Below are 17,699 nucleotides of genomic sequence, written 5' to 3'. Positions count from 1 at the left end.
CTAAAAAACGTGGTTATTTCACCAGATTCAGAGGCTTCTGTGAACCCCTGACGCGGAAAAAGGACGATCTGCTTCAGGGTTTTGCCAAAGTCAGCGGCATATGGCGGTTTACATCCTTGTAAAGCAGGTACCGAAATCGCCCGGGGCCACCTGCGTAGCAGGCTTGTGGGCAAAATGCGCGTAGCCACATGTAATCGCCTGCCTCGACTTCCACCCAGTCCTGATTCAGGCGGTAAACGGCTTTACCCTCAAGCACATAAAGCCCGTGTTCCATGACATGTGTTTCGGCAAATGGGATCACGCCACCGGGTTCAAAGGTGACAATATTGACGTGCATGTCGTGACGCAGGTCCTGCGGATCAGCAAAGCGTGTCGTGGCCCAACGCCCCTCGGTTCCGGGCATGGCAATTGGGGTGATGTCGCGTTCGTTTGTGATGATCGGGTCCGGGGCGGGCAAGCCCGGAACACCTTGATAAGCCTTGCGAACCCAATGAAACCGCGCAGTTTCACGACCGTGGTTGCGCAAGCTCCAATCCGAACCGGCAGGGATATAGGCGTAGCCCCCAGTTTCCAGCGTGTGTGTGTCTCCTGCAAGAACCAATGTTACCTTGCCTTCAACGACAAACAAAACGCCTTGGGCTTGTGGGTCGGTCTCCGGGCGGTCGCTTCCCCCGCCGGGCTGCACTTCCATGATGTACTGCGAGAACGTCTCGGCAAAGCCGCTGAGGGGCCGCGACAGAACCCAAAGCCGGGTTTCTTCCCAAAACGGCAAATAACTGGTCACGATATCGCGCATCGTGCCTTTCGGGATGACGGCATATGCGTCCGTGAACATGGCACGGTCGGTCAAAAGCTGGTCTTGTCCGGGGTGTCCGCCTGTCGGCGCATAGTAGCTTGGCTGTGCCATTTGGTGCCTCTGGGTGATGTTTTGGGCACTATGGGCGGATTGATCTTTCGCTCCTAGCGTCAGAGTCGCGATAGGTTTGTTCGGGATTATTTGAAGGTTGGGCAACAGGGCTTGGCCCCAACCTGTTGCCGGTATAATCTTGAATGCAAATCTATTTCGAAAAAGGCGAGGCGATCATGAAAGCCCGATTTATGACCATTCTGGCGGCGATGGCCGTTACAGTGTCCGGTATGGCTGCCGAAGCCAAGCCGCTGTCCAGAATCATTGCAGAAATGGGATTGAGCCCGGATGACTTTAACGTGGTGAACGCCACGGCGGATGCGATGCTTGAGGGTGGCACGCCTCAGGTCGGCACCGAGCGCGCTTGGTCCAACGCGGCCAGTGGGTCGCAGGGAACCATTCGCGTACAAGACGTCAAAGACAATTGCGTGTACCTGCAGCACGTCGTCCAGCCCGGAGACACCGACCAAACGCGCGAAGTCAGAACGCGCAGATGCCGGACGGCCGAGGGCAACTGGATCCTGACGCCCTGATCACAGGTCAGTAGCCGCGTGTACGGTCAACTTCGTGCAACAACGCCGAACCCGCTTTCAGGCGCAGAAAATTCTCGGCCACGTCTCGCATGGCGTCGCCCAAATGCCAGCCTGAAACGTGGGGCGTAATCGTGACGCCGGCATGCGACCACAACGGGCTGTCTGCGGGCAGGGGTTCTGTTGAAGTGACGTCCAGCACTGCATGACCCGGCGTTCCCGTGTTCAGGGCTTCAATCAACGCTCTTTCCTCAATCAAATCACCGCGCCCTGCGTTCAGCAATTGGCTGCCGGGCTTCATTTTGGCCAGCATCTGGTCGTCGAACAAACCGATGGTGTCGGGTGTCGAAGGGAGTATCGCGCAGACATGATCGCACTGGCCCAACAGCTCGGGCAACGCGTCGTTTCCATGCAAGCAAGTTACCCCTTCGATCTGTTTTGGCGATCTGCTCCATCCCATGACCTGAAAGCCGACGTCGCGCAGCATCTTGGCGCTTCGCGCGCCGATATGACCGAGCCCCAACACGCCAACCACCGTCTCAGCAGCCTGTCGCGGAGCCTTTGGAACCCATTCGGCGCGGCGCTGGGCGGCTTCGTGGAACGGGATGTGCCGCTGATGACGCAAGATGTAGGCAACGAACCACTCTGCAATGCCCTGCGCAGGTGCATCGGGTTTCAGACGGGCGACACGCACGTGATCCGGCAGCGCGGGGTTTCCGACAATGGTTTCCACCCCGGCCCCCAATTTCTGAACCAGCTCAAGGTTCGGAAGTCTGGCCGGTTGATCCTGACTTAATCCAACCAGCGCGACCATCGTGATCTCGTTTGCGTTTCCGATATCGCCTGGCGTTCTGACGTCCAAGTCTGGGTGCAGCTCTCGGATCTGCTCGGCGATTTCCTCGTCGCTGATCCAATCGGACAATCCTGTTTCAATCAACAACGCCATTTTGGCCACTCCCTGTGTCATTTGGTCTGAATTGACGTTCCGTCACCCAACTGGACATTCCATCGGCAGCTAAGTCATTCTCAGGCCAAAGGTAAAGCCCGCGCGCCGGGTCGTAGGAGGAAAAACCATGAGCATGTCATTCGGCCTGCGCGAGGAAAACAGCCAGTTGCTTCAACGCGTGGTGGATATGATCCGTGATGAGATCATGCCGCTTGAGGCAGAGTATCTTGAGGAAATCAACAAGGGCGATCGTTGGCAGTACACGGCCCGTCAGGCGGAGATTCTGGAAGGTCTCAAGGCAAAGGCCAAGGCTGCGGGCTTGTGGAATTTCTGGTTGACGGACAGCGACAAGGGTTTTGGTCTGACCACCGTGGAATATGCCTATTTCGCTGAGGAAATGGGTAAGACACCGCTTGGCGCTGAGGTGTTCAACTGCTCGGCCCCCGATACAGGTAACATGGAAGTCTTTGAGCGCTATGGGACAGAGCGCATGAAAGAGCAGTGGCTGAAACCGTTGCTGGAAGGTCAAATTCGATCAGCGTACCTGATGACCGAACCTGATGTCGCGTCGTCTGACGCGACGAATATCGCCATGTCCTGCGTTCGGGATGGCGATGACTATGTCCTCAATGGTGAAAAATGGTGGTCATCCGGGGCAGGCGATCCGCGGTGCAAAGTCTACATCGTCATGGTCAAAACCGCGGGTGAAGAGCAACCCAAGCACAAACGGCAGTCGATGATCGTTGTGCCCGCCGACACGCCGGGGATCGAGGTTCTGCGCCCGATGGAGGTTTACGGTCACGATGATGCCCCGCACGGGCATATGCACATCCGTTTCACCAATGTCCGTGTTCCCGCTCAGAACATTCTGTTGGGTGAAGGACGGGGGTTCGAGATCGCGCAAGGTCGTCTTGGCCCCGGGCGTATTCACCACTGCATGCGCGCTATTGGTCAAGCCGAGATAGCCTTGGAACAGATGTGCAAAAGATCGCTGCAGCGTGAGGCGTTTGGCAAAAAGCTGGCCCAGCTTGGGGCGAATTTCGACATCATTGCCGAATGCCGGATGGAGATCGAAATGGCCCGCTTACTATGTCTCAAAGCTGCGTGGTTCATGGATCAGGGCGACGCGCGTGCTGCGGCCCCTTGGATCAGCCAGATCAAGGTTGTGGCCCCACGCGTGGCGCTCAAGGTGATTGACGAGGCGGTGCAGATGTTTGGCGCACAGGGGATCAGTCAGGATACACCGTTGGCCGCCGCCTGGACCCATGTCCGGACGCTCAGGCTGGCGGACGGACCTGACGCGGTGCATCGACGCCAAGTTGCCCGGGCCGAATTGAAAAAGCACACGCAGGAAAAGGTCTGAGGGAAGGAATGGTATCGAACCCGGATCTGACCCAGCAGGCCTATTTCCACGTCAGCGCGGACGGCGCTTTCGTGGGCAACGATCCTGCACGCGGGCCGTGGTCAGCGGATCATTGTCACGCGGGTCCTGTCAGTGGGTTGATCGTGCGGGCAGCCGAAACCGAGGTCGGCCCGGACAAGATGTTGACCCGTCTGACCGTTGATCTTTTGCGCCCGCTGCCTTTATCGGGCTTGCGCGTGGCCGCTGAGACCACGCGCCACACCAAAACCTTGGCGACAACCCGTGTGACGGTGCATGATCTGGACGACACCTTATGCGCAACAGCCACAACGATGCATCTGGTGCGCCGGGATTTGGGCGCTGTTCCCAACGTTAGTTTGCCGGCTCCAAGGCTGGCGGACGCCGTTACCGGCCCGTTCCCGATTGGTGAGACACGCCACGACCTGCCGGGCTTCGCTAACCATTCCGAGATTCTGTATCCGGCGGGTGGCAATCAGGGCGTTGGCCCCAAGGTCGTCTGGATGCGGACACCGCAACTGCTTGCCGACGAGATGCAGTCGCCGATACAGGCACTGTGTCCTTTGGCGGATTGCGGTAATGGAATTTCTTGGAATGCACCAACGACTGAGATGGGTTTCATGAATACCGATCTGACCGTCCAGGTGCATCGCGAGCCGGTATCGGACTGGCTGGCATCGGATTCCATCTGCCACTGGCAGCCATCCGGAATCGGTATGTCGCAGTCAGTTCTCTATGACACCGAGGGCCCCGTTGGTACGGCTTTGCAAACGCTGGTCCTGTTCCCGCCCCGGTAATCACAGGCCGGTTTCCGCACGCTAACGCAAATGCGCATTGTCCCGTGCGGGCCAAGCCCCTATCTTTCGCGCATGCGCTGGTTTGTGACCCTATTGACCTTGAGTGCGCCGATCCCGGCGCTTGCCCACCCTCATGTCTTTATCGACACAGGGTTAGAATTCATTGTGGACGAGACGGGGCAATTGACGCATGTTCGTGTCACCTGGGCTTATGACGAGTTCTACTCGTTGTTGGTGCTCGAGGACATGAAGCTGGATCAGGATGCCGACGGTATTCTGACCGAAGGTGAAAAGGGATTCCTCGCCGGTTTCGATGCTCATTGGATTGACGGTTATAACGGCGACTTGGTTGTAACGGCAGACGGACAGCCTGTGACCCTTTCCGGTCCGCTGGAGCCCAGTGCGACGACCGAAGATGGGCGCATCGTGACGTCCCATCTTCGCGCTGTCGAGGGTGGCGCAGTGGCTGCGGTCGATCTGTCCGCAAAGCCCTTTGATGAATCCTATTACACGGCCTACGAAGTGACGCGCGCGGTTACGGTAACCGGGCCTGAGGCGTGCCAGATCGACCGGGTCGATCCGGACATAGACGGGCAACTGGCGCAAATGCAGGCTTTCTTACGCACCTTGGATGCCGATTACGACCTCGCAGAGAATGATATCCCACTGGTCGGCGAAAGCTTTGCAACCGAGATCAGAGTTTCATGTCCAAGTACCTGATTGTTCCCGTAACTCTGGCGATCGGATTGCTGCTGTGGTTCTGGGGAAGCGGAGGGTTTGATCACCTCGCAGCCTGGGCCGCGGGTGAGCAGCGCGAGTTTCAGAACCAGATTGCCCGCTCTCTGCGCGCTGCGCGGGCCGAACAACCTGAGGCGGTCGCGACACTGTTGACGGTTTGTTTTGCATATGGGTTTTTCCACGCAATCGGACCCGGCCACGGCAAGGTATTGATTGGGGGCTATGGGTTGGGTCGACGCGTTGCGTTCTGGCGCCTGTCGGCAATCAGTGTTCTGTCCAGTCTTGGACAGGCCGTAACGGCGGTTGTGCTGGTCTATGCCGGTGTTCTGGTTTTCCAGATGTCCCGTGAAAGCCTGGTTGGAACCACCGAGCGAGTCATGGCGCCCATCAGCTATGGTGCGATCGTAGCGATCGGTTTGTGGCTGGTTTTCAGGGCGTTGCGAAGCTTTGCCAAGCGATATCGGGCGGATAAATCAAACCATCACCATCACCACCATGACGATCACGACGTTTGTTCTGATTGTGGTCATCGTCATGGCCCGACGGCCGAAGAGGTTGCCCAAGTTGGCTCGTTCAAAGAAGCGGCGGTATTGATTGCAGGCATTGCGGCGCGCCCCTGCACCGGCGCGTTGTTCGTATTGATCCTGACATGGCAAATGGGGATTGCGATGGTTGGGGTGGCTGGCGCTTTCGCAATGGCCTTGGGCACGGCTTTGGTCACAACCCTGGTCGGCTGGACGTCACTTGGCCTGCGTGGCGGGTTGCTTGCCTCGGCCTCGGCCACGCGTTTTGCGCAAGTTCTCGCCCCTACGATCGAACTGGTCGCGGGTCTGCTGATTGCGGTGATTGCCAGCGGGCTGCTGTTGCGGGCGATCTAGTCGAATACCGGCTTAGGGTAGCCGACGCGTGCAAGATAAAGGCCCTGCGGCGGGCAAACCGGCCCACAGGCCGAGCGATCGGCAGCCTCAAGGGCATTCCTGACATCCTGCGGCGTCCACGCGCCTGCGCCGACACGTTCGAGCGTGCCAACAAAACTGCGTACCTGATTGTGCAGGAACGACCGGGCCCGAACGTGAAAATGAACCTCTGGGCCGGAAAACCCGGTGACGGCCTCGACCCGCAATTCATCCAGGGTTTTTACCGGGCTTGCGGCTTGGCAAATCGATGAGCGGAACGTGGTAAAATCATGTCGGCCAATCAACATATCTGCGCCCGCCTGCATCGCTGATACGTCCAAATGGTGGTTGATCTGCCAGACTTGGCCCGCGTCGTGGGTCGCGGGCGCACGGCGCATCAAAATCCGGAATAGGTACTGCCGCTCAAGCGCTGAAAACCGCGCATGCCAATCGTCGTCAACCCGCGCAGCCTGCACGATAGCGACCGGTTGCGGTTTAAGGTGGTAATTCAAAGCACCTGACAACCGGAACGGATCCCATTCCTTGTCCAGATCGCAATGAGCAACCTGACCCAATGCGTGCACTCCGGCGTCCGTGCGACCGGCGGCGGCGATTGTATGCGCGCCCGGCTGGATGCGTGACAGGGCCTGCTCGATCGCGCCCTGAACGGACGGCTGATCCTTTTGCCGTTGCCAACCTGCGAACGGTTCCCCTTGGTATTCGACTTTCAAAGCGTATCTTGGCATGCGCCGCTGGTAACGCGACATATGGATACGGGCAAGAGCGGGAAAGCGCTGGCAGTTCTTGCAACGGCTACCTATCTTGAGAAAAACGATAAAAGCGGGGCGACGGTTTGGTCATCTCTACCTTGGCAGACAGCGTGGTACGCGGTGTTGAATCCGTCGGCGACAGCGTGTCTGAGGCTTTGTTCGAACCGGTGATCCGTTTGGGTGTAACGGGTCTGGCGCGTTCGGGCAAAACGGTGTTCATCACGTCTTTGGTTGCGAACCTGCTGGATCGCGGTCGGATGCAAGGGCTGGTGGCCCAACAGGAAGGCCGGATCAATACGGTTTACCTGCAACCCCAACCCGACGACACGGTGCCGCGTTTTGACTATGAAAACCACTTGGCCGCTTTGACGGGCCCGGAACCGGTTTGGCCCGACAGCACACGCGCCGTGTCCGAGCTGCGCCTGTCTTTCAAAGCCCGGCCTTCCGGGTTGTTGTCGGGCCTTCAGGGTCCAAGGACCGTACATCTGGATATTGTCGACTATCCCGGTGAATGGCTGCTGGACTTGGCCTTGCTGGAAAAAACCTACGAGGACTGGTCGTCAGAGACATTGGCGCGCATGTCTGACCGGGCCGAAGCGTCGGCCTTTCTGGCCCGCGCAAAAGCCGCCGAACCGGATGGGGCGCATGACGAACCCACGGCACAATCGCTGTCTGCGGCATTTGCCGAATATCTGGGCGCGGCTCGCGATGCCGGGTTCTATGACTGTACGCCCGGTCGCTTTTTGCTGCCGGGTGATCTAGCCGGGTCGCCGGTGCTGACCTTTGCGCCTTTGCCCGTGGATGGCCCGGCCCCCAGACGCAGTCTTCATCGCGAAATGGCGCGCCGGTATGAGGCTTATAAATCTCGGGTCGTCAAACCGTTCTTTCGGGACCATTTCGCCCGGATCGACCGACAGGTTGTCCTTGTCGACGCGCTGGGCGCAATCCACAAAGGGCCGCAAGCTGTCGAGGATATGCGCCGCGCGATGGCGGATATCCTGTCGGCGTTTCGTCCGGGCCGCAATGCGTGGTTAAGCCGTTTGTTGCTTGGCAGACGTGTCGAGCGCATCTTGTTTGCTGCGACCAAGGCGGACCACCTGCATCATCAGCAACATCAGCGCCTGACCAGCATCATGGAGGCATTGACCCGCGACGCTCGTGACCGCGCAAGCTTTGCCGGAGCCGAAACAACGGCTTTGTCGATTGCCGCCCTGCGCGCCACAACCGAAGAGATTCGCAAACATGACGGGATCGAGCTTCCTTGTGTTCGGGGAACCCTTTTGGATGGCAAGCAGGCGGCGTTCTACCCGGGTGAATTACCCGACGATCCGGGAAAGCTGCTGAATGCTGCCCGAAGCGGGGCCAACAGCTGGCTGGACGCGGATTATGGTTTCATGACGTTTGCCCCCGCGCATCTGAACCTGCGCCCGGGTGATGGCCCCCCTCATATCCGTTTGGATCGGGCCGCACAGTTCCTGATCGGAGATAAGCTGTGAGCTTCGTCTTGCGCTCTGCCCGCAGTACGGACGCTGGTGCGACTGGCGAGATTTTGCACGGCTTCGCACGAGAAAACGATTGGATGCCCGAACTTCATTCGTGCGCAGAAACAATCGCATTCTGTGGCCGTATGATTGATCAGGACTGGGTCACAGTGGCTGAACTTGAGGGTAGGGTTGTAGGGTTTCTGGCGTTGAACGGAGACGAGATACACTCGCTTTACCTGTCCCCCAATGCGCGAGGGCAAGGCATAGGAAAACACCTGTTGGAGGTGGCGAAAAAACGACGGGCGCGGCTTTCGCTGTTCGCTTTTCAGGCGAATTTGCCAGCCCGTCGCTTTTACGAGCGAAATGGATTTTCTGAGGTCTCTCGCAGCGATGGGGCCGAGAATGATGAAAACTTGCCGGACATCAAATACGTCTGGACATGCGAAGGGACAGACAATGGCTAAGGGTCCGGTTCTGATTGATCTTGAGGCCGATGATGCGCCTGTAGACGTGGCGCAGGCCCCTCCGGTGCCGGATGTGGCGCAACCGCAAGGGCAGGCAATGCAAAGCGCTGCGCGTATTGCTGCGCGACGACCATCGGCGTTGTCGAGATGGTTTTGGGGGCTCGCTCTGGCGGTGGTTGGCGCAGTGGTGTCCGTCGCTGCGTGGGACTTTGTGAATTCTTTGCTGCTACGTGCACCGGTGGTAGGATGGGTTGTCACCGGTTTGTTTGTGGCATTGGTGCTTGTTGCACTGATCATCGCCACACGTGAGCTTGCCGCCATAGCACGTTTGTCGCGGGTTGATGACATACGCCAATCTGCCGACACCGCATTGGCGGACGAAGATCTGGCGCAAGCACGTGCAGTAACCATTCGCCTGATCGCCTTTTATAAAGGTCGGGACGAAACCAAATGGGGCAGGGAGCGCCTGACCGAACGGATGGGCGAGCAGTTCGACGCGTCCGGGTTATTGACCCTGGCCGAGGATGAATTGCTGGCCCCCCTGGACGCCGCTGCCAGTCGCGAGGTAGAAGCCGCCGCCCGTCAGGTCGCCACCGTCACGGCGCTGGTTCCTTTGGCTTTGGCAGATGTCGCCACAGCGCTGGCCGCGTCGCTGCGGATGATCCGACGGATTGCGGAAATCTATGGCGGTCGGGCCGGTTTTCTTGGTAGTTGGCGGCTGACGCGGGCGGTGTTCGTGCATCTGGTCGCGACGGGGGCAGTGGCGGTTGGGGATGACCTGCTGGAACCTGTTTTGGGTGGATCGGTCCTTAGCAAGTTATCGCGGCGATTTGGCGAAGGTCTGGTAAATGGCGCACTAAGTGCACGTGTGGGTGTCGCTGCAATGGAAGTTTGCCGACCGCTACCCTTTTCCCAGCGGCACAAGCCGTCGACGCGCGGAATGATCAAGCGCGCCCTTGCGGGGTTGTTCTCGAAAACTTGACCTGCCGCAAGGAACTGACGTCTGCTGGATGGCATAGAAAAGCCGGAGCCAGCCATGACCGAGCACGGACACAGCCAGCAGGAAATAACAGACCGCATAAATGCTCCGCCGGGACGGGGCGTCTTGCGCGACGTGGTTTACGGAGGGATCGACGGGTCTGTAACGACCTTTGCCATCGTCGCAGGTGTAGCCGGGGCAGGGTTGTCCCCGTTCATCATTGTGGCCCTTGGATTGGCGAATGTGCTGGCGGATGGGTTTTCGATGGCGGCGGGCAATTATTCCGGCACCAAGGCCGAGCTGGACAACATCCGTCGCATTCGTGCGATCGAAGAGCGTCATATCCACCTCTATCCTGATGGCGAAAGGGCAGAAGTGCGCGCGATACTTGCCCAAAAAGGTCTGTCAGGGCGGGTTCTGGAAGAAGCCACCGACGCTATCACTGCTAACCATGACAACTGGATCAACCTGATGATCGAGGGCGAGTATGGTCTGGGCAGTGTTGATCCCCACCCGCTAAAAGCCGCGATGGCGACGTTTCTGGCGTTTTTGGTCGCTGGAATGGTCCCGTTGCTGCCTTTTTTGTTCTCTATGGACCGGGCCTTTGTTCTGTCGGCCTGGATGACTATGGCCGTGTTTTTTGCAATCGGGGCTTTGAAAAGCCGCTGGTCTCTGGCCCCGTGGTGGCGATCCGGCGTTGAGACCCTCTTGATCGGTGGCGCAGCAGCGGCAATCGCCTATTGGGTCGGATCACTGTTCCATCCCTGAAAGCAACTTCGCTCTGCCTATCCGCCTTCAGGGCCTGTATTAACCTGCTGACTAAGCGGGATACATCCGGATTTACGGACTATGAACAGAAGTTTGCGCGCGATAGCTTCAGGTCATTATCGCTTGGAGAATTTGTTTGGAATCGTTGCTTGTACTTGCCGGTCTGATCGTGATGGCCATCCCGGTTGCGATCATCTTCCTGTTGGTTGCTCATATGAGGCTACGCAGGCGGGTAGAGCAGTTGGAACATCGACTGGCAGAGCAAACGCCTGAGGCACCCATTCAAGTTCCTGAACCAACCGAATCTGTTGAGGTGAAGCCCTCAAAAAGGCCTTGGGGACCAGCCCCGGAAGATCGTGTAGCAACCAAAGATGTACCGTCCGAAGATACCGACAACACCCCTGCTGCTGTCGTTCTGCGCGAGGATCGCTTTTCTGCATTGGGTGCCTGGCTGCGCGAGAACTGGTTTTATGCAGTTTCGGCGCTTTCCTTGGCGCTGGCCGGGATTTTTCTTGTTCAATACGGGGTCGAGAGTGGGCTCTTGCCGCCACCCGCTCGGGTGATCGCAGCGCTTGGGTTTGGCTTCGCGTTGATTGTTGCGGGCGAAGTTGTCCGCCGTCGCTTTGGTGATGATGAAAGCACGTCCACTGCCTATCTGCCGTCCGTGTTTTCGGGTGCGGGGCTTGTCACCTTGTTCGGCGCGATCCTGGCTGCACGTCAGCTCTATGACTTGATCGGACCCCAAGCCGCTCTTACCGGCATGATAGGTGTATCGCTGATCGGGTTGGTTTTGGGTTGGTTTCACGGACCCTTACTTGCAGCGGTGGGTTTGATTGGCGCATTCATGGGCCCGTTCGTTGTCGGAGGATCATCCGAGGATCCCACGTGGCTATACGGCTATTTCTTTGTGATCGCTGTTTTGGGTTTGGGAATAGACACCGTGCGCCGATGGGCGTGGGTTTCGGTGCTGGCGCTGGTCGGGGCCTATGGCGCGGCGTTCCTGATGGTTGTGTCTTCGCCGTCGACTGAACCTGCGTACTTAACCACTGTGACGGCCCTTGCGCTGATCGCCATTGTAATTCCTGTTCGAAGCATCTGGCCCAATCACTCCGGGCCAATGATCTCCGAGGCTATCTGGCGTCACAAAGGCGATCCGTGGCCTCAATTTCCGACCCGTCTGGCCTTTGGTTCGGTCGCGACCACTTCTGTTATCTTGTCGATCCATTGGGCGGACTCAGTCGCAGAGTTCTGGTTGAGTATCGTGTTACTGGCCGGGTTGACCTTAGCGTTGATCCTTTGGGCAAGGGGCGCGCGTGCTTTGCAGGACACGGCCATAATATCGGGACTGGGTCTGATCTGCTTTGTGCTTATGCACGGTTTGGACAAGAGCGCAGCGTTTCGGGCATTCGCTGAGACTTACGCGGAAACTGCCGAGGCAGATTATCCTATGGTCATCACGGCTCTGGTCTTGATTGGTGCGGCCATCAGTGTGTCGGCAGCGTGGCGATCGCTGAATGGCGGGCGCTATGCAAAGGTTTGGGCTGGGGTGGCCGCCGTGTTCGCACCGTCGCTGGCCATCGCCTTGGAAATTGGCTGGCGCCCCGCGCAAGTAATCGGGGCGTACCCTTGGGGACTTCACGCAATTGCACTGGGCACGATGATGGTCTTTTGGGCGGAGCGGTTCGCGCGGGTTGACGGGGAAGATCGCATGCGTCCGGCTCTGGCAACCCTTTCTGCGCTGTCCTGTCTGAGTTTTGCTTGCATCATCGTGCTCAGCTCAGCTGCGCTCACAGTGGCCTTGGTTGTCATGATTGTCGCTGCCGCGGCGCTGGACCGGCGGTTTAATCTACCTGCGATGAGTTGGTTCATCTGGGCCGGGGTCTTCACTGTGACGGTGCGGTTGGTCCTGAACCCCGGGCTCAAATGGGCCGAAGCGGCCCCGCTCGGCGAGATGACGATGGTTTATCTGGCCGCAGTGATCGGTTTTGTCGTTGGTTGGTGGCTTCTGAAACGGCTTAAGCGCCCCGTTGCGATCCTACTATTAGAGAGTGCTGCGTGGGCGACGGCAGGTATCTTGCTGTCACTGCTTCTGTTGCGCTGGCTTGAGGGCTTTGGTGAGGGTGGCGCAGATGACAGCCATTGGGGGCTGGGTTTGCTGGCAGTCATCTGGCTGCTGCTGGCTTATGCGCAGGTGCAAAGGTTCGAACTGGGCGGCAAACTGAATTACGCGCGCTACTTGCTTGCCGCATTTTTTGCAGCACATGGTGTCGCACGGCTGGGGCAAGCACTGTCCGACGCCAATCCGCTGCTTAACCCAATGGCCGATCCAGTTTTGGGGCCACCGGTACTGAACACCCTTGCGGTTGGGTATCTTTTGCCGGCTCTGGCGATTGGCTTTTCCGCCTGGCGGATTGTTGCGGCACCTGCACTGCTAAGGCGGATCAGCTTTGGGGCGGCCGTCGCGTTGGTCGCTGTCTGGTTGGGGCTCGCGATCCGTCATGCCTGGCAAGGCGCGGGTGGTATGTTTGAGGGCAACGGCGTCACGCAGCCCGAACTTTACACCTATACGCTTATTCTCCTGTTGATTGGGGCAGTGCTTTTCTATCAATCTCTGGCGCGCCAGTCTGATTTGATGCGTAAGGCGGGCTTGATTGTTATCGGGTTGGCTGTCGCGAAGGTGTTTTTGATTGATATTTCGGGCTTGGGCGGGCTCATCCGGGTGTTTTCGCTGCTTGTTTTGGGACTTGCGTTGGCCGGTCTGGCGTGGCTCAACCGATGGGCGCAGCTGCGCCATTCGCCGCATGGGTCGGAACCTCTGGACCATTGAGGGCGGGCGTCTTATAAGCGCGGCCATGTATGAGCAGATGGCCATCATTATTCGAATTATATCCCCGGCGCTCTGACCCTCTGAGACGCCGGGCAAAGGTGTTTGAGACTTCGCACCGACCGCTTCGATCCCTACGACGACAAGATCATCCAAAGGACGCCCCCAATGTGCGCCGACACGATCCAGACACCTGATTACAAAGACACGCTGAACCTGCCCAAAACTGACTTTCCCATGCGCGCTGGCCTGCCCAAGCGCGAGCCTGCATGGTTGGAGCGTTGGGAACAAATCGGCGTCTATGACCGCTTGCGTGAGAAAGAGGGCCGTACGCCCTTTACCCTGCACGATGGCCCCCCCTATGCGAACGGCCACCTGCATATCGGCCACGCTCTGAACAAGACCATCAAGGACATGATCGTACGGTCGCATCAGATGATGGGCTTTGATGCGCGTTATGTGCCCGGCTGGGACTGTCACGGTCTGCCGATCGAATGGAAGATCGAGGAACAGTACCGCAAGAAGGGTAAGAACAAAGACGAGGTGAACATCGTCGACTTCCGTCAGGAATGCCGCAAGTTCGCCGAGGGCTGGATCGACATCCAACGCGAAGAGTTCAAGCGTCTGGGCATCACCGGCAATTGGCCTGACCCTTACATCACCATGGACTATCACGCCGAGGCCGTGATCGCGGATGAGTTCATGAAGTTCCTGATGAACGGCACACTTTATCAGGGCTCAAAACCTGTGATGTGGTCGCCGGTCGAGAAGACTGCTCTGGCCGAGGCCGAGGTTGAGTATCACGACAAGGAAAGCTTTACCGTCTGGGTAAAGTTCAAGGTCGTGAATGCGGGCGATCTGGACGACGCGTTTGTCGTGATCTGGACGACGACCCCTTGGACCATGCCGTCGAACAAGGCGGTCGTGTACGGCGAGGACATCTCGTATGGCCTATACGAAGTCATCGGCACGCCTGAGGAATGCTGGGCCAATGTGGGCGATAAATTCCTGCTGGCGGACAATCTGGCCGCTGATGTTCTGGGCCGCGCCCGTTTGAACGACGACCAGTGGACCCGCGTTCGTGACGTGACCACCGATGAGCTGGCAGGCGTCCAGCTGACCCACCCGCTGGCCGGGGCCGAGGGCGGCAATGGCGAATGGGACGACATCCGTGATTTCCGTGCGGCTGAATTCGTGACCGACACCGAAGGGACCGGCTTTGTTCACTGCGCGCCCTCGCACGGGATGGAGGAATTCGAGCTTTACCGCGATCTTGGCATGCTGGAGCAGGTCATCACCTATAACGTGATGGATGATGGCAGCTTCCGCGCCGATCTGCCGTTCTTTGGCGGTAAGTTCATCCTGTCCCGCAAGGGCGGTGAGGGTGACGCTAACAAAGCCGTCATCGACAAGCTGGTCGAAGTTGGCGGGCTGCTGGCGCGTGGCAAGATCAAGCACAGCTATCCGCATTCGTGGCGCTCGAAGGCGCCGATCATCTATCGCAACACGCCGCAGTGGTTTGCCTCGGTCGACCGAAAGCTGAACGATGGTATGGGCGAGATGGGGGATACCATCCGCGAACGCGCTCTGCGGTCCATCGATGAGTTGGTGAAATGGACGCCGCAGACCGGTCGCAATCGCCTGTATTCGATGATCGAAGCGCGCCCGGATTGGGTTCTGTCCCGCCAGCGCGCCTGGGGCGTGCCGCTGACTTGCTTTACTAAGAAGGGTGCTCTGCCGACCGACTCTGATTACCTGCTGCGCAATGAGGAACTAAACGCCCGCATCAAGGCGGCGTTCGAAAAGGATGGCGCGGATATCTGGTACACCGATGGGTTCAAAGAGACGATCCTCGACGGCATCGCAAACCCTGACGACTACGATCAGGTGTTCGATGTGCTGGACGTGTGGTTCGACTCGGGTTCGACCCACGCTTTCGTTCTGCGCGACCGCGAGGACGGGACCGAGGATGGCATTGCGGATGTCTACATGGAAGGCACCGACCAGCACCGTGGGTGGTTCCATTCGTCGATGCTGCAAGCCTGTGGCACCAAGGGGCGTGCGCCGTACCGAAACGTCGTGACCCACGGCTTTACGCTGGACGCCAAGGGCAACAAGATGTCCAAATCGCTGGGCAACACCATCGTGCCGGAAGAGGTCGTGAAGCAATACGGAGCCGATATCCTGCGTCTTTGGGTGGCTCAGACCGATTATACCGCTGACCAGCGGATTGGGCCGGAGATTCTGAAGGGCACTGCCGACAGCTATCGGCGCCTGCGCAACACAATGCGGTTCATGCTGGGCTCATTGGCTGATTTCAGCGAAGCGGATCGGGTTGCGCCCGAGGATATGCCGCGTCTGGAACGCTGGGTGCTGAGCCGTCTGGCTGAGCTGGATGAGCAGGTGCGCAATGGCTATGCCGCGTTCGACTTCCAGGGCGTGTTCAGCGCAGTGTTCACCTTTGCCACGGTCGATCTGTCCTCGTTCTATTTCGATGTGCGAAAGGATGCGCTGTACTGCGACGGTGATAACCTGCGTCGCCGCGCTGCGCGCACCATGCTGGATATCCTGTTCCATCGCCTGACCACTTGGCTGGCCCCGGTTCTGGTCTTTACCATGGAAGAGGTTTGGCTGGAGCGGTTCCCGGGCGATGACAGCTCAGTCCATCTGGTGGATTTCCCGGACACGCCTGCCGATTGGCGTAACGCCGAGTTGGAAGCCAATATGTCCAAGGTGCGTCGCGTCCGCCGTGCGGTCACCGCCGCGCTTGAGGTACAGCGTCAGGACAAGGTGATCGGCTCCAGCCTTGAGGCTGCGCCAATCGTTCATGTCGAAGATCAGGAAACACGTGATCTGCTGGCGACTTTCGATGTCGATGACATGTGCATCACCTCGGGCCTGACCGTAACTGGCGACCCGGCCCCCGCCGAAGCTTTCCGTGTGCCGGAAATCGAAGGGGTTGCAGTGGTCTTTGAAAAGGCCGAAGGCGAAAAATGCCAGCGCTGCTGGAAGATTTTGCCAGATGTGGGTCGCCACGCGCATGACGGTGTCTGCGGACGTTGCGATGAGGCACTAAGTTAAGTCCGCCTTTTCGCGGGTGTCCTGAGAGTTTTGCGAGGCTCTGCCTCGCGCTCCGGGATATTTTTAGCCAGATGAAGGGGCGGATCGTCGGGAATCGGGTTGCAGGTGTTGCGATACATCTGCAACCTTTTTTCATGCCGATGATTGCTGTTGATACCCAATTCGGCCGCCTTGGGGTCGAAGAAACAGAGGGCGAGATAACGCGTCTTGTTTGGAATGGGGTGGATGAAGGCCCTGTAACGCCTTTGCTAAAAGAAGCTGCCGCGCAATTGGTGGCTTATGATCGAGGGAAACTGGAGCGATTTGACCTACCTTACCGCATCGTCGGGTCGGAGTTTCAACGCAAAGTCTGCGACTTGATGTTTGCCATTCCGTTGGGCGACACGCGCACCTATGGAGATATTGCGAAAGAACTGGGGCAGCCACCTCAGCCCGTCGGTCAGGCGTGTGGTGCCAACCCGATCCCGGTCATCATCCCGTGTCACCGAGTGTTGGCCGCGAACGGCTTAGGTGGCTTTTCGGGCGAGGGTGGGATTGAGACCAAAGTGGCCTTGTTACGTCACGAACGGGCTGCGGGGCTGCTGATCTGAAGGCGGATTTCTGTTGCAATTCCATTGCTTGGGGCCCACTTTGTATCAAACAGAGATTTCAAAGGATGGTATGGAATGACTGCGCAACCAGATCCGGGCGTTCGCAAAAAGGCCATCATCGATCGCCTGATGTCGCTTGAGGAACAGGAACTTGCGGCGGCGCAAGCGCATTATGACGCGTTTCTTAAGGATTCGCAGTTGGATGATCGTGAGGTACATGACAAGGATGACATGGTGGCCTCGCGCGAGAATGCGGATCTGGCGGCTGCGTTTGATGCCCCTTTGCAAGCCCATCATGCCAAAATCGACGTGATCGAAAATACGGACTTCGGCCTGAAGGACACGGTGCAACCGGGCTCTGTTGTCCGCTTCAATGGCCGGAGTTTCGTTGTCTGCGTTTCGACCACGCGGTTCGAGGTTGAGGGTACAACATATATGGGGATTTCAACACAAAGCCCGATCTACCTTGCTATGGCAGGTCTGCAACAGGGCGACGTGTTTACCCATAACGGTACAGAGTATGAGGTCGACGAGGTTTTGTAAC

Annotated in this window: 16 protein-coding genes; 13 read left to right on the top strand and 3 right to left on the bottom strand. The window is 58.3% G+C overall.

Going from position 1 to position 17,699, the window contains the following annotated elements:
- Nucleotides 1–73: 73 nt before the first annotated feature.
- Nucleotides 74–907 carry a bifunctional allantoicase/(S)-ureidoglycine aminohydrolase gene (locus ACR0DG_RS04700; protein ID WP_480694764.1) on the bottom strand — a complete coding sequence of 278 codons (834 nt, stop codon included), beginning with the start codon at nucleotides 905–907 and terminating at the stop codon, nucleotides 74–76.
- Between the two features lie 143 nt (nucleotides 908–1,050).
- On the opposite strand from ACR0DG_RS04700, the gene ACR0DG_RS04695 reads away from it, so the two are divergent.
- Nucleotides 1,051–1,440: a hypothetical protein gene (locus ACR0DG_RS04695; RefSeq protein ID WP_480707056.1), complete on the top strand. Its 390-nt coding sequence runs from the start codon at nucleotides 1,051–1,053 to the stop codon at nucleotides 1,438–1,440.
- A gap of 7 nt (nucleotides 1,441–1,447) precedes the next feature.
- Here ACR0DG_RS04695 and ACR0DG_RS04690 read toward each other — a convergent pair whose 3' ends face one another.
- Nucleotides 1,448–2,404 carry a 2-hydroxyacid dehydrogenase gene (locus ACR0DG_RS04690; protein ID WP_480707055.1) on the bottom strand — a complete coding sequence of 319 codons (957 nt, stop codon included), beginning with the start codon at nucleotides 2,402–2,404 and terminating at the stop codon, nucleotides 1,448–1,450.
- Between the two features lie 106 nt (nucleotides 2,405–2,510).
- Here ACR0DG_RS04690 and ACR0DG_RS04685 point away from each other — a divergent pair, with 106 nt between their 5' ends.
- From ACR0DG_RS04685 to ACR0DG_RS04670, 4 genes are all read left to right on the top strand, one after another.
- Nucleotides 2,511–3,746 carry an acyl-CoA dehydrogenase family protein gene (locus ACR0DG_RS04685; protein WP_480694759.1) on the top strand — a complete coding sequence of 412 codons (1,236 nt, stop codon included), beginning with the start codon at nucleotides 2,511–2,513 and terminating at the stop codon, nucleotides 3,744–3,746.
- An 8-nt stretch (nucleotides 3,747–3,754) separates the two neighbouring features.
- On the top strand, nucleotides 3,755–4,561 hold the full coding sequence (locus ACR0DG_RS04680) for a thioesterase family protein (RefSeq protein WP_480694757.1): 807 nt from the start codon (nucleotides 3,755–3,757) through the stop codon (nucleotides 4,559–4,561).
- A gap of 72 nt (nucleotides 4,562–4,633) precedes the next feature.
- The gene (locus ACR0DG_RS04675) at nucleotides 4,634–5,281 is read left to right on the top strand and encodes a DUF1007 family protein (protein ID WP_480707053.1); all 648 of its coding nucleotides are present in this window, start codon (nucleotides 4,634–4,636) and stop codon (nucleotides 5,279–5,281) included.
- Nucleotides 5,266–6,177: a nickel/cobalt transporter gene (locus ACR0DG_RS04670; protein WP_480694753.1), complete on the top strand. Its 912-nt coding sequence runs from the start codon at nucleotides 5,266–5,268 to the stop codon at nucleotides 6,175–6,177. Before ACR0DG_RS04675 ends, ACR0DG_RS04670 begins: the two co-directional genes overlap by 16 nt.
- On the opposite strand, the gene truA is transcribed toward ACR0DG_RS04670, so the two are convergent.
- Nucleotides 6,174–6,941: a tRNA pseudouridine(38-40) synthase TruA gene (gene truA / locus ACR0DG_RS04665; RefSeq protein WP_480694751.1), complete on the bottom strand. Its 768-nt coding sequence runs from the start codon at nucleotides 6,939–6,941 to the stop codon at nucleotides 6,174–6,176. The two genes, ACR0DG_RS04670 and truA, sit on opposite strands and share 4 nt — an antisense overlap.
- Nucleotides 6,942–7,048: 107 nt before the next feature.
- Here truA and ACR0DG_RS04660 point away from each other — a divergent pair, with 107 nt between their 5' ends.
- The 8 genes from ACR0DG_RS04660 to ACR0DG_RS04625 all read left to right on the top strand — a co-directional run bounded on the left by ACR0DG_RS04660 (nucleotide 7,049) and on the right by ACR0DG_RS04625 (nucleotide 17,698).
- Nucleotides 7,049–8,461: a YcjX family GTP-binding protein gene (locus ACR0DG_RS04660; protein ID WP_480694749.1), complete on the top strand. Its 1,413-nt coding sequence runs from the start codon at nucleotides 7,049–7,051 to the stop codon at nucleotides 8,459–8,461.
- Complete coding sequence (locus ACR0DG_RS04655) at nucleotides 8,458–8,913, top strand: N-acetyltransferase family protein (RefSeq protein WP_480694747.1); 456 nt, start codon at nucleotides 8,458–8,460, stop codon at nucleotides 8,911–8,913. The genes ACR0DG_RS04660 and ACR0DG_RS04655 overlap by 4 nt, the downstream gene beginning before the upstream one ends.
- Nucleotides 8,906–9,895 carry a YcjF family protein gene (locus ACR0DG_RS04650; protein WP_480694745.1) on the top strand — a complete coding sequence of 330 codons (990 nt, stop codon included), beginning with the start codon at nucleotides 8,906–8,908 and terminating at the stop codon, nucleotides 9,893–9,895. The genes ACR0DG_RS04655 and ACR0DG_RS04650 overlap by 8 nt, the downstream gene beginning before the upstream one ends.
- 54 nt (nucleotides 9,896–9,949) lie before the next feature.
- The gene (locus ACR0DG_RS04645; RefSeq protein ID WP_480694743.1) at nucleotides 9,950–10,660 is read left to right on the top strand and encodes a VIT1/CCC1 transporter family protein; all 711 of its coding nucleotides are present in this window, start codon (nucleotides 9,950–9,952) and stop codon (nucleotides 10,658–10,660) included.
- Nucleotides 10,661–10,796: 136 nt separating this feature from the next.
- The gene (locus ACR0DG_RS04640; protein WP_480694741.1) at nucleotides 10,797–13,487 is read left to right on the top strand and encodes a DUF2339 domain-containing protein; all 2,691 of its coding nucleotides are present in this window, start codon (nucleotides 10,797–10,799) and stop codon (nucleotides 13,485–13,487) included.
- Nucleotides 13,488–13,652: 165 nt separating this feature from the next.
- Entirely contained in the window at nucleotides 13,653–16,565 is a 2,913-nt protein-coding gene (gene ileS, locus ACR0DG_RS04635) for an isoleucine--tRNA ligase (RefSeq protein WP_480695003.1), read from the top strand.
- Nucleotides 16,566–16,699: 134 nt separating this feature from the next.
- Nucleotides 16,700–17,155 (top strand): methylated-DNA--[protein]-cysteine S-methyltransferase, encoded by a 456-nt coding sequence (locus tag ACR0DG_RS04630; protein WP_480695001.1) that lies wholly within the window; start codon nucleotides 16,700–16,702, stop codon nucleotides 17,153–17,155.
- A 75-nt stretch (nucleotides 17,156–17,230) separates the two neighbouring features.
- Nucleotides 17,231–17,698, top strand: a complete 468-nt coding sequence (locus ACR0DG_RS04625) for a hypothetical protein (RefSeq protein ID WP_480694740.1) — start codon at nucleotides 17,231–17,233, stop codon at nucleotides 17,696–17,698.
- Nucleotide 17,699: the final 1 nt, after the last annotated feature.

It is taken from the genome of Ruegeria sp. BG8, assembly GCF_056538325.1.
This window is presented reverse-complemented; position numbering and strand designations above follow the sequence as displayed.